Raw genomic sequence first — 24,924 nt, forward strand, 5'->3', positions numbered from 1 at the left:
ACCAAGCTGTGTATCCGGTATTAGCATTCGTTTCCGAATGTTATCCCAGTCTTACGGGCAGGTTACCTACGTGTTACTCACCCGTCCGCCGCTAACCTTATCCCGAAGGACAAGATCCGCTCGACTTGCATGTATTAGGCACGCCGCCAGCGTTCGTCCTGAGCCAGGATCAAACTCTCCAAATTGGTGTTTGATTGCTCAATACTTTTTATCGCTTTTTCCGCTCATCCGTTAGGATTTGCGGGGCAGTTTCACTCGTTGTTCAGTTTTCAAAGAACAATCTTTTCTTTCGTGTCAACCGTGTGTGTTTCAGCGGCGACTTAGATAATATATCACGTTCGCCTATATGAATGCAAGTACTTTTTTTAAAAACCATTTAAAAGTTTATGAGTCCTATTATATCCTACTATCTTCTATTAAATAGCAGCTTACTATAGAAGAAAGACATCCTAATGATGAAATACGCTAAAATACACAGAAACAAATTTGATAATAGTAGATTTGATGAAACCACACAAAAAACCGCCAAGCTCATACGGCCCGGCGGTCTCATAATTTAAAAACTTACTCCGCAGAACGCTGCTCTCTCATATGAGGGAACAACAGCACATCGCGGATCGACGGCGCATCTGTAAGCAGCATAACCAGACGGTCGATGCCGATACCGAGTCCGCCGGTTGGCGGCATGCCATACTCGAGTGCGCGGATGAAGTCTTCATCCATCTCATGCGCTTCATCGTTACCATGCTCGCGTTCAACAAGCTGTGACTCAAACCGTTCGCGCTGATCGATCGGATCGTTCAGCTCGGTAAAGGCATTCGCATGCTCACGTGCTACGATAAACAACTCGAACCGGTCGGTGAAGCGAGGATCAGCTTCACTTTTCTTCGCAAGCGGCGAAATGGCAACAGGATGGCCTGTAACGAATGTCGGCTGAATCAAGGTATGCTCCCCGAATTGCTCGAAGAATGCGTTCACGATATGACCGAATGTCATATGCGGATCGACTGCAACCTTGTGTTCCTTTGCCAAACGGTGTGCTTCCTCATCGCTCATCTGAACGCTGAAGTCAACGCCGGTCGTTTCTTTGACGAGCTCGACCATCGTGACGCGACGCCATTGCGGGGTCAGGTCTACCTCTTGGCCTTGATACATAATTTTTGTTGTGCCGAGTACCTCTTTTGCGATATGCGCAATGACATTTTCGGTCAACGCCATAATATCCTTGTAGTCAGCATATGCCTCGTACAATTCTATCATCGTAAATTCAGGATTGTGACGAGTCGAAATACCTTCATTCCGATATACGCGTCCAATCTCATAAACTTTCTCTAGTCCACCTACAATAAGACGCTTCAAATGCAGCTCAATCGCTATCCGCATGTACAACTGCATGTCGAGCGCATTATGATGCGTTTCGAACGGGCGCGCTGCTGCACCGCCTGCAATAGAATGCAGCGTCGGCGTTTCTACTTCCAGATAACCGCGCGAGTCCAAATAGCGACGCATGGATTGGATGATTTTGGAACGCATGATGAACGTTTGCTGCACGTCCGGATTTACAATCAGGTCAACATAACGTTGACGGTAACGAAGCTCAACATCCTTGAGGCCATGATATTTATCCGGCAAAGGAAGCAAGGATTTCGTCAACACTTCGATATCGAGTGCTTTGACCGATACTTCACCTGTATTCGTTTTGAACACAACGCCGTGCACCCCGATAATATCACCGATATCGAGCAAGTCAAATGCAGCGAACTTGTGCTCTTCTACGGTATCCTTGCGTACATAAATTTGAATTTTGCCGCTTAAGTCTTGAATATGGGCAAAGCCTGCTTTGCCCATTCCGCGCTTCTGCATAATACGGCCGGCGATGCTCACCTTAACTCCTTGGGCTTCCAATTCTTCTTTGCTAGTCGCTTCATAGGCATCTAGAATATCTTTAGCGTTATGAGTACGCTCGAATTTACGCCCGAATGGATCGACTCCTAGTCCGCGAAGCTCGTCCAGCTTGTCTCTGCGAATTTGCAAAAGCTCGCTTAGCTCCTGCTCGTTGTTCTCATGTTCCACTTCTTTCATCTCCTTGACCGTTCGGCAAGCGTAAACGGATGTAGCCGTATTCTTGCGGCTAAAGCTCGTTTCGCGGTGAAATATAAGCAATGTATAAGTTTGTAATGTAATGTATACGTTTCTTATATTTTAAACGTTCAAAAAGCTTCCTACAAGGAAGCTTTCCGATCGCACTTAGCAAACCTTATTTTTTAATATCGAGAATTTTGTATTGAATGATGCCGACTGGTACGCTCACTTCAACGACTGTGCCCTTTTTCTTGCCCAAAATCGCTTTACCAACCGGACTCTCATTCGAAATTTTATTTTGCAGCGGATCCGATTCGGCTGTACCGACAATTGAATACTCCATCGTGTCGCCGTACTCCAAATCTTCTACCGTTACGATCGACCCAATGCTTACCGTGTCGATATCAATATCATCATTATTTATAATACGCGCGTTGCGCAGCATTTTCTCAAGGGTAATAATACGTCCTTCAATAAAGGCTTGCTCGTTCTTCGCGTCCTCGTACTCCGAGTTTTCACTGATATCACCATAGCCGATTGCTACTTTAATACGCTCCGCTACTTCACGACGCTTGACCGACTTCAGGTTCTCCAATTCATCTTCGAGCTTTCTAAGCCCTTCTTGAGTCAGAAGGATTTGCTTATCGTTCATCTTTCCGATTCTCCTGTCGTGTGACTAATTTTCATACCTCGTATGAATTCACTGATACCTAATATATTACGCTTCGCCACCATCATACCTGAGGTTGTAAAAGCGTGCTTGTGAAGTACTCGCTAGATTATATTGCACGATTATATTTCAAAATTACCCTGAATGTCAATCAACGCCAGCTGATCCAGTGAAACCGTTTTATTCTCGCTGTGCGTAGCATAAGCCGCATGCAAGCGGCTTATGTCGAACACTGTCGGATAATCTTATTCATGGGATATCCGGTCTATTTTGTAATTAGTGTATAAACTCTTCAGCTGCGCCATCGCTTGACGATGCGGTCTTCGGATGGATATCCGCTTCCTCTTCGAGCGATATAATGTAATTTTCCAAGATAGCAACCATCCTGTCGCGTCCGGTCTCTTCCATAATAACGTCCTTCACCCTTGCACCGCCCGGCAGACCTTTCAGGTACCATGCCAAGTGCTTACGCATCTCGCGAACGGCAACCGCCTCATTCTTCAGCGCCACTAAACGGTCCAGATGTAAAATGGCAACCTCCATTTTCTCGCGCGGGGACGGATCGCTTAGCAATTCGCCGTTCGTCAAATATTGAATGGTACGGTACAGCATCCACGGATTGCCGAGTGCTCCGCGTCCAATCATTACGCCGTCGCAGCCTGTATGCTCGAGCAGCCGCTTGGCATCTTCCGGCGAGAATACATCGCCATTCCCAATTACAGGAATAGATACCGCTTGTTTAACATCCCTTATAATGTCCCAATTAGCCTTGCCCGTATACAGCTGCTCACGGGTACGACCGTGTACGCTGACCGCTTTGCCGCCTGCCCGCTCTACAGCCCGTGCATTATCGACGGCATAAATGTGCTCGTCGTCCCAGCCAATACGCATTTTCACCGTAACCGGCTTCTGAACAGCATCAACTACCGACGATACCATCTCATAAATTTTGTTCGGATCAAGCAGCCAACGGGCTCCGGCATCGCACTTCGTTACTTTCGGAACCGGACAGCCCATATTTATATCGATAATGTCCGCATTCGTCTGCTGATCGACAACTTTAGCCGCTTCAACTAGCGATTCCTTGTCACCGCCGAAAATTTGAAGGCTAAGCGGCTTCTCCCGCTCATCGACGTACAGCATCTCCAGCGTCCGTTTGTTACCGTGTAAAATAGCCTTGTCGCTTACCATTTCCGCGCATACAAGACCCGTTCCGAATTCTTTGGCAATTAATCGAAAAGCAGGGTTGCACACGCCTGCCATCGGCGCTAGCACCACTCTGTTCTTCATCTCGATGTCTCCGATTTTCAGCATGTCGCTCCTTGCTCCTCTTTAAAAGATTTGTGATATAAGCGTAAACGGCCGTCGCTACGCACGAACCGCTGGCTGTGTGAATGAACAGCTCGGTTCTGTGCCATCCTTGGCGGCAAAGGCTCGTTTCGCGGTGAAATATAAGCTTATTTATAAGTGTAAAACAAATAAATTCTTAAATTTTAAAATCCCGCTCCGCAAGCATTATTTACTCACGGTCATCGGACATTAATTCCTCATAGCTGATCCCTAACGTTTTGGCAATATGACCTAAAAGCTTAGGATCAGTCTTTCTCGTTCCGCGCTCGAGTGAGCCCAGAACGGCAACCGAAACGCCCAGCTCCTTGGCCAGCTCCTGCTGAGTGTAGCCCTTTAATTTTCGAAAGGCTCTGACGCGCTGCGCCAATTGATTGTTTTCCATAACGTGATGCCTTCCTTTCCATCCTGAAGCGCCGCCTCGGACGCTGCCCTTACTTGATCCTGCAGCGGATGCGATTGTTCTATAACATCATTCAGCGGCACAAGCACAAACGACCGCTCCATCATACGCGGATGCGGCAAAGTGAGCTCCTCTTGATCCATTCTGACATTATGATATAGCAGAAGATCAAGGTCAATGGTTCTCGGTCCCCAACGTATTTGTCGAATCCGTCCTAACTGCTGCTCGAACGAGAGCAGCTGGCGCAGCAAGAGTAAGGGCTGCAGCTCCGTGCGCACTGCGAGTGCCATATTGAGAAAAGCGGGCTGATCTGTATAGCCTACCGGGTCGGTTTCATAAATGCCTGACACTCTGGCAACTTCAATGTGCTCGTGCGCATCGATAAGATCGATCGCTTCCTGCAGCAACTGTTCTCGTTCGCCCATGTTAGAGCCTAATGCAATATAAGCTTCCACCCGTGCGCCGTCATGCGGGAATTGTTCGTTCACCAGCATCCCGCTTTCTGCACAGCTCTACCGTTACCCCGTCAAAGTGGATGTCGAACGGCGGGTGCGGCTTCGTTACTCGAACCGTCACTTCATTTACCATAGTATAAGCTTCCAATACACTCGATGCAATGTGACCTGTTAAAGCTTCAATTAACTTAAACGGCGGGCCTTCGACGATTGATTTCGTGAAAGCATGTATTTCTGCGTAATTGACTGTATAACTTAAATCATCGGTCTGTGCTGCCTGCTCCAAATCCATACGCAGCTCAAGATCTACGTAGAACTGCTGACCGAGCTTGTTTTCTTCGGCGAACACGCCGTGGTAGCCGTAAAACCTCATCCCTTTAACGATCATTTTGTCCAATCCAGTCACTCTCCTACGATATAACAAGTGTAATCCGCTATCTCGAGCGAAGCCGCCCCAGGCGGCGCGGCTTATATGCTGAGCCGCAATTTAGCTGCGCCCGCGGTAAAGGATGGCGTCAGTCATTAGCGCCGTCCGCTTGATGGCGCGCACATCATGTACGCGCACGATTTGGCAGCCGTGCGCGATGCCGAGGGCGACGGTCGCAGCCGTCCCCTCAACAAGGTCTTCGACCGGCAGATTCAACACCTGCCGGATGAACCGCTTGCGCGAGGTGCCAAGCAGCACCGGGTAGCCGAGCGCTGTAAGCTCTGACAGACGACCGAGCAGCTCAAGGTTGTCATTGAATGTTTTTGCGAAGCCGATGCCGGGGTCAAGCCATACCCGGTCTTCGGCGACGCCGGCTGCGCTTGCGATGCTGACGCTGCTATGCAGGTCGGCGAGCACATCCGGGACGAGGTCATTATAGTCCCGGGCGTGGCGGTTGTGGCTGATGATAACAGGACAGCCATATTCGGCCGCGACTGCGGCCATGTTGGGGTCGCCCTTGAGACCCCAAATGTCATTAATAATGTGCGCGCCGGCCTCCAGCGCTTGACGCGCCGCCGCTGCTTTGTACGTGTCGATGGAGATCGGCACGTGCGGCAGCGCTTCGCGCACAGCCCGAATAACGGGTAGGATGCGCCGCAGCTCTTCTTCCAAGCCGACAGGCTCGAAGCCGGGACGCGTCGACTCACCGCCGATATCAAGAATATCGGCACCTTCGCTCACCATCGCTTGCGCATGTGCAACCGCTGCATCCACGTGCGTATAGCGTCCTCCATCGGAGAAGGAATCCGGCGTTGCATTCAGGATACCCATAATTAAAGTACGGTGACCAAGTTCGAGTGTTACGTCACCGCCCAGGTCATAGGTTCTCTTCCAAAAATCAGGCTTAGGATTCACTGCTATATTTCCACCCTCCGTTATTATCTATATCTGCCGCAGCAACTACGTCTGCACTGCATCGCTGCCGGCTGCTGTCGTTTGGCGATAAAGCAGCAGCAATCGCCTAGTTACTTCACCCGCTTCTCCGCCGCTTACCTTAATGCTCTTACCGCTCGTATCTGACAGCATCGTAACAGGAACGAGCTCCTGAACCGAGTTGGTTAACCATATTTCCTCTGCTTCCAATAAGTGTTCCCAACCATACAGTCCATCTTCCGTCCGATAGCCTGCTTCTTGCGCCAGCTCTATAACACGCTCACGGGTAATGCCCGGCAATATTCCCGTAGCAATGGATGGCGTACATACGACACCGTCCTTCACAAAAAACAAATTGCTTACGATTCCCTCCGCCAACCAGCCTTCGCGGCTAAGCATGAGGCCCTCCGCTCCAGCCGTAGCGCCGCTGGCAAGCAGCTCCCGCTTCGCAATAATATTGTTCATATAATGGAGAGACTTAAAACGAATATCGCCTTCCGGCGTATTCCGCCGCGTTTGCAGAAGCCGCAGCTCCCGTCCGTGCATATGAACCGCATCATTTGCCGGCGGAAGAGCCTTGACCAGTAAAAGCACATTGGGCTCATCATAATCGCCGGAAGGCAAACCAAGCTCTGCCACCCCGGCGCTTACGGTCATCCGCACGTAGCCATCCTCGAGACCGTTCGCAGCAAGCAGCTCCATCACTAAACCGCTAATAACCAGCAGATCCGGACGATACCGGATACCAATCTGTTCACAGCCCGACTGCAGCCGCTTCATATGCCTATCCAATAAATATGGCTTGCCTTTGTAGGTGCGAAACGTCTCGAAAAGACCCATCCCGTACAAAAAGCCGTGATCATATACTGAGATCACGGCTTCGCTTGCTTCCATGACGGAACCGTTCAACCCGATTTTCATCGTGCTGCGTCCGTGCGATTTTGCAAGAAATTGCGAAGCATCGTCAATCCATGCTCCGTAATGATCGATTCAGGGTGGAATTGAACCCCTTCAATCGGATATTCTTTATGGCGCAGGCCCATAATTTCGCCTTCGTCCGTTTCTGCTGTAATTTCTAAGCAATCCGGTAGCGTCTCGCGGCGAACGATTAGCGAATGATATCGTGTAGCGGTAAATGGTGTCGGCATGCCTGCAAAGATTGATTTTTCGTCATGATGAATAGCCGATGTCTTACCATGCATCAGCTTCTCGGCGCGTACCACTTCGCCCCCAAACGCTTGTCCAATCGATTGATGACCTAAACAGACGCCGAAAATCGGAATTTTTCCTTTAAAATGTTCAATAAGCGATAAGCTGATGCCCGCTTCATTCGGCGAGCATGGACCAGGTGAAATCAAAATATGATCCGGGGCTAACGCTTCAATGCCTTCCAAATCGATTTCGTCATTGCGCTTTACAATTATCTCTTCCCCGAGCTCTCCTAAATATTGCACCAAATTATACGTAAAAGAATCATAATTATCGATTACAAGTATCATCGGACGACTCCTCCTATATCTGCTTCGCTATCCCTTCGCCAGCAGCGAACCGTTCGCTGTATTGAATGGCTTTCCATAGCGCCTTCGCCTTATTTAACGACTCCTTATATTCCCGCTCCGGATCAGAATCAATTACAATGCCCGCTCCGGCTTGAATATGAACGACGCCATCCTGTAAAGCCATCGTTCTTATTATAATATTAAATTCCATATCGCCATTGTAGTCAATCCATCCCAGCGAACCGGTGTAAGGCCCTCTGCGCACCGGCTCAAGCTCTTCAATAATTTCCATTGTTCGAATTTTAGGCGCTCCGGTAATCGTACCTCCGGGGAATGTAGCCGCTATTACGTCATAAGCATCCTTGCCGTCTGACAACCGGCCCTCAACCTGAGAAACAAGGTGCATGACATGCGAGTACTGCTCAATAACCATCAACTCTTCTACCTTGACCGTCCCGTATGCCGATATGCGCCCGAGATCGTTCCGCTCCAAATCAACAAGCATAATATGCTCGGCCCGCTCCTTCTCATTCGAACGGAGCTCTTCGGCGAGTCGTAAATCTTCTTCCTCCGAGCGTCCGCGTCTTCGCGTTCCGGCAATCGGTCTGGTGGCAAGCTTGCTTTCCCCGAGCTCAACCAACAGCTCCGGCGATGCGGATACGAGCTGGAAATCGGGGCAACGCAGAAAACCCATGTACGGCGACGGATTGAACAGCCTGAGCCACTCATACAGCTCCTCCGGCGACGTGCGGACCGGCCGGCTTTGGCGTACCGACAAATTAACCTGGAATACGTCTCCTTGCTCGATATACCGCTGGATTCGCCGTACTGCCTCCATGTACGCTTCTTTAGTAAAGGGCGATGTAATGTCTCCCATTGACTCGACGTCTATATGCAGCAGATCTTCTTCCATTAAACGAAGCCGTTCGGAACGAAGCGCAGCTGCTTTCTCCTGCGCACGGCCTTCCTCAAACCAGGTCAGCCAATAATCGGACATTCCTTCCGTCCTCGACAGCGCACGCTCATATGCACCACGCAGCTCCTCTTCAGTGGCATCCGGCTCCACCTTTGTATGAACAACGCCATACACCTTCGCTTGCTCGTGATCGATAATCCATAGCTCGTTCATACGTAAAAATAGATAGTCGGGCAAATTCGTATCATCTATAGCTTGCTCCGGCAACCGTTCGATCGATCGCACAACGTCATAGCTCCATATGCCTACACAGCCGCCGATCCACTTCGGCCCGTCCTTAAGCCTAGGGCCCCGCTGTCCGTCCATCCATTGCCGCACAACCTCCAGCGGCTTTCCTTTCCACTGCTGCCTAGTCTGCTCCTCGAGCGATTGAAATTCTACCGATTCGGCAAGCAGCCCCTTTCCCTTTATAACGCCGTCAGGATGCAAGCCCAAATACGTATAACGTCCGTCCTTGCCGCTCTCCAGCACAAAAGCATAAGGCGAAGCGTCCTGCCATACCTCTTCCCATGAAGTGACGCCTGCCCGATTTTCGAACTGAAAAGGCAATTGCTTTATTAACGGCAGCGTCGTATATTTCCGTTCGGCGTGCCACCGAATCCACTGTTCTAAAGCGGTGACCATCACCTTCAACCCCCGATTGCTTGACTTATTTTGCTCAGTATACAGAATAGCGGGTTAAAAAGAAAGCCTTCCATTCCGAAGAATGAAAGGCCTCCCTATTTAAGGGGTTAAAATTAGTTTTCGAAGTTAAATAGCGGCGTGGAGAGGTAACGTTCACCGTTGCTTGGAACAACAGCAATAACGCGTTTTCCTTCGCCAAGCTCTTTCGCAACTTGCAGAGCCGCATAGATCGCTGCGCCGGAAGAAATACCGCACAAAATGCCTTCTTCTTTCGCTGCGCGGCGTGCATATTCGAACGCATCTTCGTTCTCGATTGTAATGACGCCGTCATAGATATCACGGTTCAAAATATCAGGCACGAAGTTAGCGCCAATTCCTTGAATTTTGTGAGGACCTGGCTTGCCACCGGATAGAAGCGGCGATGCAGCAGGCTCAACAGCGTAGATTTTGATGCCGTCGAAGTTTTTCTTGAGTACTTCTCCTGCACCTGTAATCGTGCCGCCTGTACCGATTCCGGCAACGAATGCATCCAATTTACCATCAAGCGAGTTGATTGCTTCAACGATTTCAGGACCAGTCGTTTCACGGTGAATTTTGACGTTTGCCTGGTTTTTGAATTGTTGCGGCAGGAAGTAAGAAGGGTTCTCTTGCGCAAGCTCTTCTGCTTTGCGAACCGCACCGTTCATACCTTCGGAACCTGGCGTCAATACGAGCTCTGCGCCATATGCGCGAAGCAGGTTGCGGCGCTCAATGCTCATCGTTTCCGGCATAACAAGAATCGCTTTATAGCCTTTAGCTGCTGCTACTAGTGCGAGGCCAATACCTGTATTACCGCTTGTAGGCTCAATAATCGTATCGCCTGGTTTAATACGTCCTTCTTGCTCTGCTACTTCAATCATGCTGATTGCGATACGGTCCTTAACGCTTGCACCCGGATTTTGGTATTCAAGCTTTACATAAACTTCTGCGCTGCCTGCAGGAACAAGACGGTTCAAACGGACAAGCGGAGTATCACCGATAAGTTCTGTTACGCTTTGTACAATTTTGGCCATGGAATTGACTGCCTCCTTATTCCGACTAATTCAGTTGGTTTTTTGACTAATTCCATCTTAACAATGTCTTGCATCCGTTGTCAATAGTGACTTTCTCAGTGATATCATTCTGTTTTTACAGCTCCATATTTGTCCAAAAGCTCGTCTTCCAGATCAGTCAACGAGTCGGCCCGTTCCAGAGCCAGCTGTTTGCGCACCTCATCACGCAGCCTTCGGTCCGTCATCGTCGTTGTCATTTGACGTTCAAGGAGACGAATAACAGCAAAACCGCCGTCAACCTTAATCGGCCCCGCCATTTCCGCAACCTGGAGCCGGCTAGCTGTATCCAGCAGCTCGCGGTTATAGAAAGGATCATCAGCGTCAATTAACCCCAGATCGCCTCCCGCATCAGCTGTAAAGGAATCGATGGAATACGTACGCGCAAGCATGGAGAAATCTTCTCCGTCCGTCAAAAGCTGCAGTACCGAGCTTGCTTCCTTCTCCGATTCCGTCAAAATCCATTGCAAGTGCAGCTGCAAGCGCGAAGTAAATTCCTCTGAATGTTCGGAAATATATTTATCGACCTCTTCATCCGACACTTTTATACTGACAATTGCTATTTTCTCCAGAAGCAGCTTGTATCGCAAGTCTTCCAGCACCTGCTCCTTCGTCATGCCAAGCTGCTCCTGCATCACTTCGAAGTAACGGTTCTCGCTATCATAGCCTTCGATCATCTTTACAAGCTCGCGGTCCAGCTCCTCGGATGATACGCTTAGCTCGGAAGCTTCTGCTTCTAAGTCGATCGCTTTGCGCACCATCATCGTTCTTAGAACCGTATCTCCATATTGCTTGTAGAGCTGCCCCTTCAGATCAGCGGCCGTTATAGTCGCTGCTCCAACCTTAGCAACCGTTTGCTGGCCTTCTGCTTTTTCTGATCCATCATCTATTTGCGTTTGCTTCTCCAGCGGTCTATCGTTTCCCGGCCACACCTTTATAACAACAACGACGGTTAATACAACCATACATACGGCTTGAAGGATGACAACGGCCCTCAGCACCTCGTATTTCCTCATTACCCTAATGCCTCCGATTTATTGGATCGGCTTCGGTTTCGCTTGAGCAAGAAGCAGCTCCAGCTGCCCCCGGTCAAATGTATACGCTTCGTTGCAAAATTGGCAAACGACTTCCGCTTTTCCGTCTTCTTCAATAATTTGTTTCAGCTCATTTTCACCTAAACTGAGAAGCGTTTGCTCTACACGTTCCGTTGAGCATTGGCATTGGAATCTTAAATCCATCGTATCGTGAATCTGAAGATCGCCGTCTCCAACAATCCAGCGCAGCAGTTCCTCAGGCGACTCTCCTTGTTCAAGCAGTGCCGAAACCGGCGGCATCGAGCCAACCGCTTGCTCCAGCCTTGTAATTTCCGCATCCGTAAGCCCTGGCATAAGCTGAACGATGAAGCCTCCCGCATGAAGAACGGAATTGTCCGTGTCCACTAATACACCTAGACCAACAGCAGAGGGAGTTTGCTCCGAAACAGCGAAATAATAAGTGAAATCCTCACCCAGCTCGCCGGATATAATCGGAATGCTGCCGCGATAGGGCTCTTTCATGCCTAAATCCTTACTAACGTGAATATGCCCGCTGCGTCCAACGGCGCCTGCGACGTCAAGCTTGCCGTGCGCATTGCTGGCCAAATGAACCTGCGGATGATCCAAGTAACCGCGAACCTCGCCGTCAGCGTTCGCATCAACGACGATTTGTCCAATAGGACCATCGCCCTTTACTTGAATCGTCAGCTTCTCTTTTCCTTTTAGCATAGCACCCATAATGGCCCCAGCCGTCAATGTCCGGCCAAGTGCTGCCGTTGCAGTGGGGAATGTACCGTGCCGCTGGCGAAGCTCCTCAACAAGCTGAGTCGTGCGGGCAGCGAACACTCGTATTTTGCCGTCCCATGCCGTTCCTCGCACAAGCACGTCCTTCAGCTGGTTATCCATTATCATCCCTCCTGATTGCGTTCATATATAATTCGTAAGCCTTCGAGTGTCAAAAGCGGATCAACCTCTTCTATCGTTTCCGATTCAGCCGCGATTAACTCCGCCAAGCCGCCGGTTGCGATAACGCGCGGCGATACCCCGAACTCCGTTCGAATACGTCTTACGATACCGTCAACTTGACCAGCATAGCCGAAAATAATGCCCGCTTGCATCGACGTTACGGGATTGCGCCCAATGACGCTCTTTGGCTTTACCAGTTCAATACGCGGCAGCTTGGCTGCACGTTGATACAGCGCTTCGGTTGAGATACCGATGCCCGGTACAATCGCTCCGCCCAAATAATTGCCGCCTTCATCTATGTAATCGAATGTAGTAGCTGTTCCAAAATCGACCACAATTAGCGGGGAGCCATACTTCACAATCCCGGCTACGGAATTGACAATACGGTCGGCTCCCACCTCACGCGGGTTTTCATAACGAATATTCAAGCCAGTTTTTACGCCTGGTCCTACGACAAGCGGAGTTTTGCGCAAATATTTCAAACAGAGCTGCTCCAGCGTACGCATTAAAGGCGGCACGACAGAGGAAATAATGACACCATCCATCTGCTCCAGCTTCACTCCTGCATAATGGAACAGATTGTGAATGTTAATCCCGTATTCATCAACTGTCGCCGATCGATTCGTGCTTAGCCGCCAATGATGCAACAAATCTTTTCCTTTATATATGCCAAGAACAATATTCGTATTTCCTACATCAATGACGAGAATCACAGCGACTCGCCACCCTTCTTAGCATTCAAATCAAGGCTAATGTCAAGCGCATGGAACGAGTAGGTCAATCCGCCGACAGAAATAACATCAACGCCGCATGATGCAATCGCATGTATCGTATCCAGCGAAACGCCGCCCGATGCTTCAACAATCACATGCGGTGCTGATGCTTTTATCCGTGCCACCGCCTCCTTCATCATGGCTGCGGCCATATTGTCCAGCATAATGATGTCGGATCCGCATGCAAGCGCCTCTTCAACTTGAGCGAGCGATTCCGTCTCGACTTCGATTTTCATCGTATGCGGAATTTTACGGCGCGCCGCTTCAACCGCCGCTTTTATGCCGCCTGCACCTTTTATATGGTTATCTTTAATCATAACGGCATCGTATAAACCAAACCGGTGGTTAGCCCCGCCGCCGACACGCACCGCATATTTCTCCAGCAGCCGGTGTCCTGGGGTTGTTTTGCGCGTATCCACCAGTCTAACCGGCAGCCCTTCAAGCGCATCAACGAACATGCGTGTCTTGGTCGCTATGCCGGACAGCCGCTGCATCAAATTAAGCGCCAACCGCTCACCGATGAGAAGGCTATGCGTACTGCCTTCCACTATCGCAATTACGGTACCTTTGTCCACCCGTTCGCCGTCCTGCACCTTCGCCTCAAATACTAGTGAAGGGTCTACAACGTCAAAAACAAGCCTCGCGACAGGAAGCCCGGCAATAATGCCGCTTTCCTTCACATGAATAACGGCCTTTGAGCGAGAGTCTCCCGGAATTGTCGTTTCAGTCGTGATATCACCGCTGCCTATATCTTCTGCGAGCCAGCCGCGAATCTGTTCGCGCACTGCGGCATCATACCCGCCTGTAGTCCATTCAAACATCTTCTATCCGCTCCTCGGTCAGTCCATATAGACGGTGCAATACCGTATGCTTTCTCCACATTAAATCATCACGTACCGGGAAGTCTTCCCGATAATGGGCACCGCGGCTTTCCTCTCGCGAAAGCGCCGCTTCAGTTGTCAGCATCGCGCAGGTAAGCAGATTAGCAAATTCATATTCTTCCCGTTCAGTCAAAATCGATTGATAAATCGTCAGCTGCCGCTTCAGCTCTTCAAGACCCTTCGCAAGCCCCTTCGCATCGCGGCGCAAGCCTGCATATCTAACCATAATTTTTTGCAGCTTTAGACGTCTTTCCACAACAGCCTGTATCGGAGTGCTGCTGCGTTCTGTTTCATTATGAATAACTGGGTCAACAGTGAGTACCGGCAGCTCGTTGATCCGTTTTACAATTCTTCTGCCGAATACGATCGCTTCAGAAAGCGAGTTGCTTGCAAGCCGGTTAGCGCCATGAACGCCGGTTGATGAAACCTCGCCACAGGCAAATAAACGTTTAATGTTTGTTTCCCCATTTAAATCGGTTTTCACTCCGCCCATCATATAATGCATAGCAGGCGCAACAGGAATCCAGTCCGATGTCAGATCGAGTCCGTATTTTAAACAATATTCATATATAGTTGGAAAACGGTGCTTCACCATGTCAGCCGACTCATGCGTAATGTCGATATAAACGAAAGTCGATTTCGTCTCTTCCATTTCACTTACAATAGCCCGGGCGACGATATCGCGCGGAGCCAGCTCCATCTGCTCGTGGTACCGCTCCATGAAGCGCTCCCCTTTAATATTACGCAAAACGGCACCTTCTCCCCGCACCGCTTCCGAAATAAGAAATCGCGGCGCACCAGGATAACAAAGCGAAGTCGGATGGAATTGGATAAACTCTACATCCTGAATGAAAGCGCCTGCCCGATAGGCCATCGCAATGCCGTCGCCGGTTGCTACCTCAGGGTTAGTCGTATAACGGTATAATTGACCCGCTCCGCCGGAGCTTAAAATTGTCGCTTTTCCTTTTACAAATAACCGTTGTCCGCCCGGCTTTTGTACGATTACGCCGCAGCATTCGCCGTCTTGAGTCACAAGATCAATAACAAAATGATCATCCCATACTTCGATTTGCGGATTCGCAACCGCAGTCTCTGATAGAGCCCGAACAATCTCGTATCCGGTTGCATCGCCGTTCGCATGCAAAATACGCCGCTGGCTATGCGCGCCTTCCTTCGTTAGAGCGTATTCCCCATTTTCCACATCAAACTGCGTTCCCATTTTAACGAGGCTGCGGACGCCCTTCGGCCCTTCATGAACAAGTATCTCGACCGCCTCATTCGAGCAAAGCCCTGCGCCGGCGATTAGCGTATCCTGACGATGGTAAGCAGGAGAATCCTCATCGGATATAACAGCAGCGATACCGCCTTGAGCGTACCGTGTGTTGCTGTCCAGCAGCGATTTTTTTGTAATCATTAGAACTGAGTTGTTCTCACTTGCCCGTATAGCGGTAAAAAGACCGGCAATGCCGGCCCCGATAACGATGACGTCTTTTTCTATAACCTGCAGCTCGTCAAGCTGCACATCAACTAAATATCTAGGAATCATCGCGGCTCCTCCAAAGCATAGGAGTAGCGCATACTACTTCACTAACAGCATGCGCTCCAAGGACAAACGGGCTTGATCCGCAACATGCGGCGGAACGTAAATTTGAGGCTGCATCGTCTCCAGACATTTGACCAGCTTCTTCAAATTGTTGACCTTCATGTTCGGGCAAACCAAATATTTGGATGCAAAATGGAATGTCTTGCCCGGGCTGTCTAACCGCAGCTGATATCCCGTTCCATCTTCCGTTCCGACAATAAACTCCTGGCAGTCGGATTCTTTGCAATATTTTATAATTGCGGTTGTACTTCCGACGAAATCGCCGAGCTCTACAACTTCAGGGCGGCATTCCGGATGAACGACAAATTGCGCGTTCGGATATTTCGCTTTCATTTCTTCAACATCTTTGACGGTAAGCATGTCATGAGTGTTGCAGTAGCCTTCCCAGATAATCATTTTCTTATCGGTGTTCTGCTGCACGTAATGGCCCAGGTTTTTGTCAGGTACCCAAATGACCTCGTCACCTTCAACCGAATTGACAACCTTAACCGCATTCGCCGAAGTGCAGCAAATGTCAGTCTCCGCCTTAATTTCAGCCGATGAGTTGATATACGTTACAACCTTAGCGTTCGGATGCTGTGCCTTCAGCTTGCGCAGTCCGTCGACGCTAACCATGTCGGCCATTGGACAGCCGGCACGCTCGTCCGGAATAATGACCGTCTTATTCGGCGCTAAAATCTTTGCGCTTTCTCCCATAAAGTGAACACCGCAAAAGACGATAACATCGGCATCGGTTTGCGCCGCCTTCTGCGCAAGCAGGAAAGAGTCCCCGCGGAAATCCGCTACCTCCTGAATTTCGTCCCGTTGATAATAATGCGCTAAAATGATGGCGTTCCGCTCTTTCTTCAACTGTAACAACCGTTCACGCAGCTCACGGTTTTGTTCCGCCTTGCGTTCCAGTGCCAGTGCTTCCACAGTAGATCCTCTCCTCTTATGAGGGATGGGGGCTAAATCCCATTCCGTTATACGGCAAGTACAACTTTGTGAATTGATGCACAAACTTAGAAAGTCGCTTACCTATAGTTTAAACCAAAAGGCATAAATTCATTTGATTAAGATTTAATTTACACGTGGTAGATGATGCTGTCAATGTATTAAAAGCCTTTTTAGGGCAGCAACTTCAAAATAATTCAAGATCGGCTGTTTCAGACCGGGCAAAGACGGATATACTTCCTTTTTTATACACGTATCAAGCGTAAACGGCTGTCGCCATCCTTGGCGGCAAAAGCTCGTTTCGCGGTGAAATATAAGCGTATTTATGAGTGTGAAACATATAAATTCTTATATTTTAAAAAAAGACCTCGTTCCACAAACGGAACGAAGTCTCTCCATTTCATTAACGCCTCGCCGGATCGTACGGCTGACCAAGCGCCGCCGGTGCGTTTGACCGGCCGACTGCGCCTGCCAGTACGATAAGTGTTAATACGTAAGGCAGCATGTAGAAAAACTCAACCGGAATTTGCTTCGCAAAATCAAATAGCTGGGCGAAATTCCGAAGGGCTTGAGCTAAGCCAAAGAACAATGCGGCGCCAACTACACCAAGCGGATTCCATTTGCCGAAAATAAGGGCCGCCAGCGCGATAAAGCCTTGTCCCGATATCGTATTATGCGCAAAGCTGCTCGTCGTCGTCAGCGTAATGGTCGCACCGCCAAGACCTGCGAGAGCTCCGCTAAGCAAGACTCCGATATAGCGATATTTCGTTACGCTGATACCAACCGTATCCGCAGAGCTCGGATGTTCGCCCACAGCCCGCAGCCGCAGGCCAAATGGCGTCCGAAACAGGACGAAGTAGCTGATAATCGCAATCGCAATAACGATATAGGTCGTTGGATAAGCAGTGAAAATGGCTTTACCGAGCAAAGGGATATCCTTCAAAACAGGTATAGCCCACTTCCCGAATACATAATCAAGCTGCGGCGTTTGTCCCGAGCCTTCATACAAGCTTTTTGTTAGATAGATGGCCAAGCCTAGCGCAAAAATGTTGATTACGACTCCGACAACCGTTTGATCGGCACGGAACGTAATAGTTGAAACGGCGTGCAGCAGCGCAACGAGAACGCCATAAATGGCTGCTGCTGCAAATCCCACCCAAGGGGCAGTTTCGGCTAATCCCGCTTGAGCCGCATAATCGGTAACGACTGCCGCCGCAAACGCACCTGATACCATTAACCCTTCAAGACCAATATTTACAACGCCTGAACGTTCCGAATACATGCCACCGAGCGCTGTAAAGATGAGAGCGGTGGAAAATACTAGCGTGACATTAATAAGCTGACCGATGACTTCCAGCACGTTCATCTTACACCGCCTCCTTCCGCTTGCTCGCACGTTTATTTAGAAAAGGCTTCAGGAACCACTTCACCAGTCCATGTGAGGCCACGAAGAAAATAACGGATCCGATAACGATACGTACGACTTCAGAAGGTACGCCCGCACCGAAGCTCATGCCGGTTGAGCCATAGTTAAGCCCACCGAATAAAATAGCTCCGAGCAATACGCCTACCGGCGTGTTTCCGCCAAGCAGCGCTACTGCAATTCCATCAAAGCCATACCCCCATGAAGCTGCCATAACCGTCTGATACCCGAATACGCCCAAAATTTCAAACACACCGCCGAGTCCTGCGAAAAGGCCGCTGATAAACATTGATTTTACTATAGTGCGGTTAACGTTCATACCGGCATATAAAGCGGCATCCGGGTTATGTCCAACTGCACGCAGCTCGTAGCCTTGCTTCGTACGCCATAACAAGACATAAAATACAACGATACAAATAATCGCAATAAATGTACCCCAGTGCATACGAGCCTTGTCCATCAGCTCGATTAACCAGTCAATCGTCAGCAATGCTGATTCATGAACAGGTCTCGACTTCTGCTGACCCTTCTCAACAAGAAACGTCGCAACGATATAATTCGACAAGAACAAGGCGATCCAATTCAACATAATGGATGAAATAACTTCGTTCACGCCGCGCGTTGCTTTAAGGAACCCGGCTATTGCCGCCCATACCCCGCCAAATACAGCACCGGTAATAACCGCTAATGGTGCATGTATGTACCACGGTAGGTCGAGTGTTACGCCCACAAGCGTAGCACCTGTCATTCCCATAATAAATTGTCCTTCAACGCCTATATTGAAGAGTCCGGTACGAAATGCGAAAGCGACCGCTATACCCGTAAAAATAAGAGGCGTAATCGCTCTTATAGCCTCACCAATGTTATAAGGACTACTAAACAGCTTGTCTAACAAGGAGTAGTACGCAACGATCGGGTTGTAACCGCCCGCCAGCATCGCAATGGCTCCGACGATTAAGCCAAGCAAAATCGCTACACCCGGAACGAGGATAGACGATTTATTAAAAACCTTATTTAACGTTTTCATTCCCGCTATCCCCTTTCCCTAGGCACAGCTGCAGCCGACTTATTACCAGCCATCATGAGACCAAGCTGTTGGTCGTCCCGATTCTCTGCATCAACCTCGCCCATTAATCTGCCTTCGTACATAACGGCTATCCGATCGGACAAAGCGTACAGCTCATCCAGCTCAAAAGAAACGAGCAATATCGCCTTGCCTTCGTTACGGGCTTGTACCAGCCGCTTGTGTACATATTCAATAGCTCCGATATCAAGCCCCCGCGTGGGCTGCACGGCAATCAACAAATCAGGTTCCTTATGGAGCTCACGAGCGATAATGGCTTTCTGCTGATTGCCTCCTGATAAAGCCCGGGCATTCGTGTGTATACCGGATGTCCGAACGTCAAACTCATCTACGAGCTTCACAGCGAGCCTATCCATCGCTTTATAATCAATAAGTCCGCTGCGTCCAAACTCAGGCTCGAAATAGCTGCCTAATATCATATTTTCGCTAAGCGTAAAATCGAGCACGAGTCCATGCTTATGCCGGTCCTCCGGAATATGTCCGACCCCTGCTACAGATACCTCGCGAGGAGTCCGGTTGGTCAGGTCTTGTCCATTCAGCTTGACACTCCCGCCGCTTACTGAACGCATGCCGGTAATCCCGTAAATAAGCTCGCTCTGTCCGTTTCCATCAACACCTGCAATACCGACAATTTCACCTGCGCGCACATTAAAGGTAACGCCATTCAATGCATTTTTACCTTGCTCGCCCTTCATTTGCAGCGCATCTACCGACAATACCACTTCTCCAGGTTCGCGCTTTGTCTTCTCCACTTGAAAGGAAACGTCCCGACCCACCATCAGCTCAGCGAGCTGCTGCTCACTTGTCTCATCCGTAGTCACTGTTTTGACAACCTTGCCGCGTCTAATAACCGTTACCGTGTCAGCAAGCGCCATAACTTCCTTCAGCTTGTGTGTAATAATGATGATGGACTTGCCTTCTGCAGCCAAATTTCGAATAATTTCGATTAACTCTTCAATTTCTTGCACGGTCAATACCGCTGTCGGCTCATCAAATATAACGATTTCCGCGCCGCGGTACAATGTTTTCAATATTTCTACCCGCTGCTGCATGCCAACGGTAATATCTTTAATCCGTATTTGCGGATCTACTTTCAGTCCATAACGCTCGGAGATGCTCCGAACTTTCTCATTTGCAAGCTTATAATCAATCTTTAGCCCTTTAACAGGCTCATTGCCTAAAACGATATTTTCCGCAACCGTAAAAGGCTGCACGAGCTTAAAGTGCTGATGCACCATTCCAATGCCAAGCTCAATGGCTTTAGCAGCGCCTTCAATAACCGTTTTCTCGCCGTTTACCCAAATCTCGCCTTCATCCGGCTGATACAAGCCGAACAAAATATTCATGAGGGTTGATTTGCCTGCGCCATTCTCGCCGAGCAGCGCATGGATTTCACCCTTTTTCAATTCAAAGTTAATCGAATCATTCGCTACTAGCCCAGGAAACCGCTTTGTAATTCCTTTCAACTGTACAGCCGCTAAGCTCCGGTCCATTCTTCATCATCTCCCCGGTATATTACCGCTATGCAAGCACATGCCCTTTGTTACCAAAAAAGGACAAGACCGGCCCGAAGCCGGTCTTGTTTGGTACATCGACAAACGATCCTCAGGCAAACTACTTCATATGATGCCTTTGAAACGAGGAAACTATTCAGTCGGCACCTTAATCTCACCGCTTACGATTTTCTGTTTATATTCTTCTACCTTCGCAAGTATATCAGCCGGAACGTTCTTCGAAGAGGTTTCCGGCAATCCTACAGCATTGTCCTTCAGACCAAGCTCCTGTACAGTACCGCCCGCCCAGTTACCCGCAATCAGGTCTTTGGTCACTTTATGAACGGCTGTTTCAACGCCCTTCATCATCGAAGTAAGAGTTACTTCATCACCGAATTCCAATGACTGGTCTTTGTCAACACCGATAACCCAAATGTCAGCGCCGTTCTTTTTCCGGTCGATTGCTTCGTTAAATACGCCGTTACCCGTTCCGCCTGCAGCGTGGAAAATAATATCTACGCCTGCATCGTACATGGTAGCTGCAGCCAATTTACCAAGGTCAGGCTTACCGAAATCACCGGTGTAGTTAACTTCTACTTTAGCATCTGGTTTAACAGCTGCTACCCCCGCTTTAAAGCCAGCCTCGAACCTTTTGATAACCGGGATGTCCATGCCGCCGACAAAACCGATTTTGTTCGTTTTCGTCATCAAGCCGGCCACAACGCCAACCAGGTAGGAGCCTTCGTGCTCTGCGAAAGTTACAGAAGCAACATTCGGCGCTTCAACTACGCTATCGATAACAGCAAGCTTAGCATCCGGATTCTCCGCAGCCACTTTCGTCATGGCATCGAAGAACAAGAAACCGATACCCCAAGTCAAGCTATATCCTTCCTTAACGAAGCTGTTCAGATTCGGCTCCATATCAGCGTCGCCTTTACTTTCGAGGTACTTCGTTTGAGCACTAGTTTCAGCCGTTACTTTCTTAAGACCTTCCCAAGCGCTTTGGTTAAACGATTTATCGTTTACGCCGCCAACATCGGTAACCATACCGATTTTAAAATCTTTACCGGTTTCATCGGATACAACAGCATCCTCATCTTTGTTTGTACCGGCGCCACCCTCATTTTCTTTGTTCGCTCCGCATGCCGATAGCACAAGCGTCAACGCAACGATCAGCACAAGCATAAAACTAAATGTTTTTTTCATACGTTTTTCTCTCCCTGGCTCAAGTTTTTGTCCATCTGTGCAACCCCTGTTTACTTTCTTATTCTTGCTGTTCCTGGCCGCTATTATTTCATTATAGTTACAAAAAAATAAACGTCAATGATTTAACGTTAGGTTTCCTGACATCAAATCGCGGTTCACGCTCACATGTAACGTATATGTAATATTTCGACCAAAAAACGATAAACCTCATGTTAGTTTTACTGTTTTTTACTAAAAGGTTTATATCCGTATTATAGGCTAAATCCGAACATTAATAAAGAAAAAAAAAGACGTATCGCTACTTATTGCAAGTAGTGATACGTCTATTTATTGCTTGTAACTTTATCCTTTTAGCTCTTATCTGGATCTTCCGGGTTATCGCGCTTCTCGTCTTGTACAAGCGGCGTAACTTCATCCGCTTCACGTGACTGAATACGCACCTTCACATCTCCAACCGTCTCGATAATCGGGTCAGCTGTCGCTTCGGAAGAAATTTCGTCAGTGGATGATACAGCCCCACCGTCGCCTTTCAACGAGCCCGTCTCGATCAAACGTTTAATTTGATCCATTTCCAGCGTCTCTTCTCCAAGTAACGTTTGAGCAATCAGATGCATTTCCTTGCTCTTCTCCGTCAACAGCTTCTTCGCACGTTCGTAGCAATCGCTAATAATGCTTTGCATTTCTTGGTCGATCTCATACGCAATCGCATCAGAATAGTTCTGTTCATGCCCAATATCGCGTCCAAGGAACACTTGGCCTTGCGAGCTGCCGAACTGCATCGGTCCAAGCTTATCGCTCATACCGTATTCCATAATCATGCTGCGCACGATACCCGTAGCTTGTTTAAAGTCACTGTAGGCACCTGTTCCAATTTCACCGATGTAAAGCTCTTCCGCCACGCGACCGGCAAGCAGGCCGGTTACTTTATCAAGAAGCTCTTGCTTTGTTACAAGCATACGGTCTTCCTTCGGCAGCATAATGACGTATCCGCCAGCGCGTCCGCGCGGAATAATCGTAACCTTGTGTACCATGTCGGCATGCTCTAAGAAGTAGCCTGCAATTGTGTGTCCAGCTTCATGGTAGGCGACGATTCGTTTCTCACGATCGCTGACGACACGGCTTTTCTTCTCCGTACCGACAATGATACGGTCAATCGCATCATCAACCTCTACCATGGCAATATCTTTCTTATTGCGGCGAGCAGCAAGCAGCGCTGATTCGTTTAGTAAGTTTTCCAGGTCTGCACCGCTGAAGCCTGTCGTGCGCTTCGCAATAACATCAAGCTTAACGTCTTTCGCAAGCGGCTTATTGCGCGCATGCACTTTAAGAACCGCTTCACGGCCCTTCACGTCTGGACGATCAACCGTAATTTGACGGTCGAAACGGCCTGGACGTAGGAGCGCCGGGTCAAGAATATCAGGACGGTTAGTTGCAGCAATGATAATAATGCCTTCGTTAGCGCCAAAGCCGTCCATTTCAACGAGCAATTGATTGAGCGTTTGTTCGCGCTCATCATGTCCGCCGCCTAGACCAGCACCACGCTGACGGCCTACAGCATCAATCTCATCGATAAAAATGATACAAGGAGCGTTTTTCTTTGCATTTTCGAACAAATCACGTACACGGGATGCGCCGACACCGACGAACATCTCTACGAAATCAGAACCGGAAATACTGAAGAATGGTACGCCTGCTTCCCCCGCAACCGCGCGCGCAAGCAATGTTTTACCTGTACCTGGAGGACCTACGAGCAATACGCCCTTAGGAATACGAGCGCCTACCAGGTTGAATTTCCGCGGATCCTTCAAGAAATCAACGACCTCAACGAGTTCTTGCTTCTCCTCGTCGGCTCCGGCAACATCTTCAAAAGTAATCCGCTTCTTCTCTTCGTTGTATAACCGCGCTTTGCTCTTGCCAAAGTTCATTACTTTGCCGCCGCCGCCCTGAGCTTGGTTCATTAAGAAGAAGAACAGGACGAATATGATGACGAACGGAATAATGGAAGTGAGGAAGGTTAGCCAAATGCTTGGCTGATCCATTTCCTTACTCTCTAATTGAAAGCCAAACTGCTCCTGCCAAGCGAGTATTTTCTCCTCCGCTTTGACGCTGACCCTCGACACAAATTGGTCGCTTTCCGCGCCTTCAGGCTTCTTATTATATTTACCGGTAACAAAATACGTTTGATTCTCATACTTAACACTTAGTTCCTTCACATTGCCTGATTCTACTGCAGCGCGAAGCTCATCATATCGCAGGCCAACGGTCGTGTCATTTTGGCTGCTGATAAATTGAAAAATCCCAACCGTCACCAAAAAGATAATTAAATAAAAACCAGTATTACGGATGATCCGATTCATCCCCAACCTCCTCTCAGGCGCTTAAAATATTTTACCATAGCATGACTTTCCATAACAATAGAGGTATACGGAGAAGGGCATGTACGGGTGAATCGCTATTATTTCTCATATACTTCCGGCTTCAAAATGCCGATATAGGGAAGGTTGCGGTATTTTTCCGCGTAATCCAATCCATAACCGACAACAAACTCGTCCGGCAGCGTAAAGCCCTTGTAGTCGGCTTCCAGCTCAACCGTACGGCGTGCCGGTTTATCAAACAATGTAACGACAGTGACCGACTTCGCGTTGCGACGCTCAAGAACATCAATTAAGTAGCTGAGTGTCAGTCCGCTGTCGATAATGTCCTCAACAATAAGAACATCGCGGCCTTCGACCGATACATCGAGATCTTTAATAATTTTGACGACGCCTGACGACTTCGTGGATTGTCCATAGCTGGACACCGCCATAAAATCGATCTCAAGCGGCACATTAATTTCTTTAACCAAATCAGCCATAAAAATAAAAGCGCCTTTAAGAACGCAAATAACGAGCGGATTACGTCCGCCAAAATCCTTGCTCAGCGTTTCGCCAAGCTCCTTGACCTTTGCCCCAATCTGCTGCGCATCGTACAACACTTCTTGAATATCGTTTTGCAAAGTATAAATCCCCCTACGCCTTAACTATG

23 protein-coding genes and 1 rRNA gene are annotated in these 24,924 nt (G+C 48.9%); all 24 read right to left on the minus strand.

Translation table 11 applies throughout. The annotated features are described in order from the left end of the window. Nucleotides 1-185: ribosomal RNA gene (locus DFP97_RS27320) — 16S ribosomal RNA — on the minus strand; the annotation flags it as partial. A gap of 379 nt (nucleotides 186-564) precedes the next feature. Beyond that, nucleotides 565-2,073: a lysine--tRNA ligase gene (gene lysS / locus DFP97_RS27325; RefSeq protein WP_425453564.1), complete on the minus strand. Its 1,509-nt coding sequence runs from the start codon at nucleotides 2,071-2,073 to the stop codon at nucleotides 565-567. Between the two features lie 184 nt (nucleotides 2,074-2,257). Beyond that, nucleotides 2,258-2,734 (minus strand): transcription elongation factor GreA, encoded by a 477-nt coding sequence (greA, locus tag DFP97_RS27330; RefSeq protein ID WP_114383853.1) that lies wholly within the window; start codon nucleotides 2,732-2,734, stop codon nucleotides 2,258-2,260. Nucleotides 2,735-3,028: 294 nt separating this feature from the next. Continuing rightward, the gene (gene dusB / locus DFP97_RS27335; RefSeq protein ID WP_114383854.1) at nucleotides 3,029-4,066 is read right to left on the minus strand and encodes a tRNA dihydrouridine synthase DusB; all 1,038 of its coding nucleotides are present in this window, start codon (nucleotides 4,064-4,066) and stop codon (nucleotides 3,029-3,031) included. 205 nt (nucleotides 4,067-4,271) lie between these two features. Beyond that, nucleotides 4,272-4,484, minus strand: a complete 213-nt coding sequence (locus tag DFP97_RS27340) for a helix-turn-helix domain-containing protein (RefSeq protein WP_114383855.1) — start codon at nucleotides 4,482-4,484, stop codon at nucleotides 4,272-4,274. After that, complete coding sequence (gene folK, locus DFP97_RS27345; RefSeq protein WP_281271019.1) at nucleotides 4,436-4,990, minus strand: 2-amino-4-hydroxy-6-hydroxymethyldihydropteridine diphosphokinase; 555 nt, start codon at nucleotides 4,988-4,990, stop codon at nucleotides 4,436-4,438. Before folK ends, DFP97_RS27340 begins: the two co-directional genes overlap by 49 nt. Then, a complete protein-coding gene (folB, locus tag DFP97_RS27350; protein ID WP_114383857.1) occupies nucleotides 4,968-5,354 on the minus strand; it encodes a dihydroneopterin aldolase in 387 nt (128 codons plus the stop codon). The genes folK and folB overlap by 23 nt, the downstream gene beginning before the upstream one ends. A gap of 90 nt (nucleotides 5,355-5,444) precedes the next feature. Then, nucleotides 5,445-6,299 carry a dihydropteroate synthase gene (folP, locus tag DFP97_RS27355; RefSeq protein WP_114383858.1) on the minus strand — a complete coding sequence of 285 codons (855 nt, stop codon included), beginning with the start codon at nucleotides 6,297-6,299 and terminating at the stop codon, nucleotides 5,445-5,447. A gap of 45 nt (nucleotides 6,300-6,344) precedes the next feature. Beyond that, nucleotides 6,345-7,238, minus strand: coding sequence for an aminodeoxychorismate lyase (pabC, locus tag DFP97_RS27360; protein ID WP_114383859.1), 894 nt, complete (start codon nucleotides 7,236-7,238; stop codon nucleotides 6,345-6,347). Further along, entirely contained in the window at nucleotides 7,235-7,816 is a 582-nt protein-coding gene (pabA, locus tag DFP97_RS27365) for an aminodeoxychorismate/anthranilate synthase component II (protein ID WP_114383860.1), read from the minus strand. Before pabA ends, pabC begins: the two co-directional genes overlap by 4 nt. Nucleotides 7,817-7,829: 13 nt before the next feature. Next, entirely contained in the window at nucleotides 7,830-9,416 is a 1,587-nt protein-coding gene (locus tag DFP97_RS27370) for an anthranilate synthase component I family protein (RefSeq protein WP_114383861.1), read from the minus strand. A gap of 113 nt (nucleotides 9,417-9,529) precedes the next feature. Further along, the gene (cysK, locus tag DFP97_RS27375) at nucleotides 9,530-10,468 is read right to left on the minus strand and encodes a cysteine synthase A (RefSeq protein WP_114383862.1); all 939 of its coding nucleotides are present in this window, start codon (nucleotides 10,466-10,468) and stop codon (nucleotides 9,530-9,532) included. A 104-nt stretch (nucleotides 10,469-10,572) separates the two neighbouring features. Beyond that, on the minus strand, nucleotides 10,573-11,520 hold the full coding sequence (locus DFP97_RS27380; RefSeq protein WP_114383863.1) for a peptidylprolyl isomerase: 948 nt from the start codon (nucleotides 11,518-11,520) through the stop codon (nucleotides 10,573-10,575). Between the two features lie 18 nt (nucleotides 11,521-11,538). After that, a complete protein-coding gene (gene hslO / locus DFP97_RS27385; protein ID WP_114383864.1) occupies nucleotides 11,539-12,444 on the minus strand; it encodes an Hsp33 family molecular chaperone HslO in 906 nt (301 codons plus the stop codon). A gap of 2 nt (nucleotides 12,445-12,446) precedes the next feature. Next, the gene (locus tag DFP97_RS27390; RefSeq protein WP_114383865.1) at nucleotides 12,447-13,217 is read right to left on the minus strand and encodes a type III pantothenate kinase; all 771 of its coding nucleotides are present in this window, start codon (nucleotides 13,215-13,217) and stop codon (nucleotides 12,447-12,449) included. Then, nucleotides 13,214-14,098 (minus strand): carboxylating nicotinate-nucleotide diphosphorylase, encoded by an 885-nt coding sequence (nadC, locus tag DFP97_RS27395; RefSeq protein ID WP_114383866.1) that lies wholly within the window; start codon nucleotides 14,096-14,098, stop codon nucleotides 13,214-13,216. The genes DFP97_RS27390 and nadC overlap by 4 nt, the downstream gene beginning before the upstream one ends. Further along, entirely contained in the window at nucleotides 14,091-15,704 is a 1,614-nt protein-coding gene (gene nadB / locus DFP97_RS27400) for an L-aspartate oxidase (RefSeq protein ID WP_114383867.1), read from the minus strand. Before nadB ends, nadC begins: the two co-directional genes overlap by 8 nt. Nucleotides 15,705-15,737: 33 nt before the next feature. After that, nucleotides 15,738-16,676: a quinolinate synthase NadA gene (gene nadA, locus DFP97_RS27405; protein ID WP_114383868.1), complete on the minus strand. Its 939-nt coding sequence runs from the start codon at nucleotides 16,674-16,676 to the stop codon at nucleotides 15,738-15,740. A gap of 421 nt (nucleotides 16,677-17,097) precedes the next feature. After that, entirely contained in the window at nucleotides 17,098-18,060 is a 963-nt protein-coding gene (locus DFP97_RS27410; RefSeq protein ID WP_114383869.1) for an ABC transporter permease, read from the minus strand. Nucleotide 18,061: 1 nt separating this feature from the next. After that, nucleotides 18,062-19,144 carry an ABC transporter permease gene (locus tag DFP97_RS27415; RefSeq protein ID WP_114383870.1) on the minus strand — a complete coding sequence of 361 codons (1,083 nt, stop codon included), beginning with the start codon at nucleotides 19,142-19,144 and terminating at the stop codon, nucleotides 18,062-18,064. Between the two features lie 5 nt (nucleotides 19,145-19,149). Beyond that, nucleotides 19,150-20,694 carry an ABC transporter ATP-binding protein gene (locus DFP97_RS27420; protein WP_114383871.1) on the minus strand — a complete coding sequence of 515 codons (1,545 nt, stop codon included), beginning with the start codon at nucleotides 20,692-20,694 and terminating at the stop codon, nucleotides 19,150-19,152. A 153-nt stretch (nucleotides 20,695-20,847) separates the two neighbouring features. Beyond that, nucleotides 20,848-21,900 (minus strand): BMP family lipoprotein, encoded by a 1,053-nt coding sequence (locus DFP97_RS27425; RefSeq protein ID WP_114383872.1) that lies wholly within the window; start codon nucleotides 21,898-21,900, stop codon nucleotides 20,848-20,850. A 350-nt stretch (nucleotides 21,901-22,250) separates the two neighbouring features. Then, on the minus strand, nucleotides 22,251-24,257 hold the full coding sequence (ftsH, locus tag DFP97_RS27430; RefSeq protein WP_114383873.1) for an ATP-dependent zinc metalloprotease FtsH: 2,007 nt from the start codon (nucleotides 24,255-24,257) through the stop codon (nucleotides 22,251-22,253). Between the two features lie 98 nt (nucleotides 24,258-24,355). Further along, nucleotides 24,356-24,895 carry a hypoxanthine phosphoribosyltransferase gene (gene hpt / locus DFP97_RS27435; protein WP_114383874.1) on the minus strand — a complete coding sequence of 180 codons (540 nt, stop codon included), beginning with the start codon at nucleotides 24,893-24,895 and terminating at the stop codon, nucleotides 24,356-24,358. Nucleotides 24,896-24,924 lie beyond the last annotated feature (29 nt).

It is taken from the genome of Paenibacillus prosopidis (assembly GCF_003337375.1).
Lineage (GTDB): Bacteria > Bacillota > Bacilli > Paenibacillales > Paenibacillaceae > Pristimantibacillus > Pristimantibacillus prosopidis.

Coding starts and splice junctions, on each gene's coding strand:
- DFP97_RS27380 (WP_114383863.1), bottom strand. CDS start 11,520: ATGAGGAAATACGAGGTGCTGAGGGCCGTTGTCATCCTTCAAGCCGTA.
- cysK (WP_114383862.1), bottom strand. CDS start 10,468: ATGGCCAAAATTGTACAAAGCGTAACAGAACTTATCGGTGATACTCCG.
- nadB (WP_114383867.1), bottom strand. CDS start 15,704: ATGATTCCTAGATATTTAGTTGATGTGCAGCTTGACGAGCTGCAGGTT.
- DFP97_RS27340 (WP_114383855.1), bottom strand. CDS start 4,484: ATGGAAAACAATCAATTGGCGCAGCGCGTCAGAGCCTTTCGAAAATTA.
- nadC (WP_114383866.1), bottom strand. CDS start 14,098: ATGTTTGAATGGACTACAGGCGGGTATGATGCCGCAGTGCGCGAACAG.
- DFP97_RS27415 (WP_114383870.1), bottom strand. CDS start 19,144: ATGAAAACGTTAAATAAGGTTTTTAATAAATCGTCTATCCTCGTTCCG.
- greA (WP_114383853.1), bottom strand. CDS start 2,734: ATGAACGATAAGCAAATCCTTCTGACTCAAGAAGGGCTTAGAAAGCTC.
- pabA (WP_114383860.1), bottom strand. CDS start 7,816: ATGATACTTGTAATCGATAATTATGATTCTTTTACGTATAATTTGGTG.
- DFP97_RS27410 (WP_114383869.1), bottom strand. CDS start 18,060: ATGAACGTGCTGGAAGTCATCGGTCAGCTTATTAATGTCACGCTAGTA.
- DFP97_RS27425 (WP_114383872.1), bottom strand. CDS start 21,900: ATGAAAAAAACATTTAGTTTTATGCTTGTGCTGATCGTTGCGTTGACG.
- pabC (WP_114383859.1), bottom strand. CDS start 7,238: ATGAAAATCGGGTTGAACGGTTCCGTCATGGAAGCAAGCGAAGCCGTG.
- DFP97_RS27420 (WP_114383871.1), bottom strand. CDS start 20,694: ATGGACCGGAGCTTAGCGGCTGTACAGTTGAAAGGAATTACAAAGCGG.
- hslO (WP_114383864.1), bottom strand. CDS start 12,444: ATGGATAACCAGCTGAAGGACGTGCTTGTGCGAGGAACGGCATGGGAC.
- ftsH (WP_114383873.1), bottom strand. CDS start 24,257: ATGAATCGGATCATCCGTAATACTGGTTTTTATTTAATTATCTTTTTG.
- dusB (WP_114383854.1), bottom strand. CDS start 4,066: ATGCTGAAAATCGGAGACATCGAGATGAAGAACAGAGTGGTGCTAGCG.
- DFP97_RS27370 (WP_114383861.1), bottom strand. CDS start 9,416: ATGGTCACCGCTTTAGAACAGTGGATTCGGTGGCACGCCGAACGGAAA.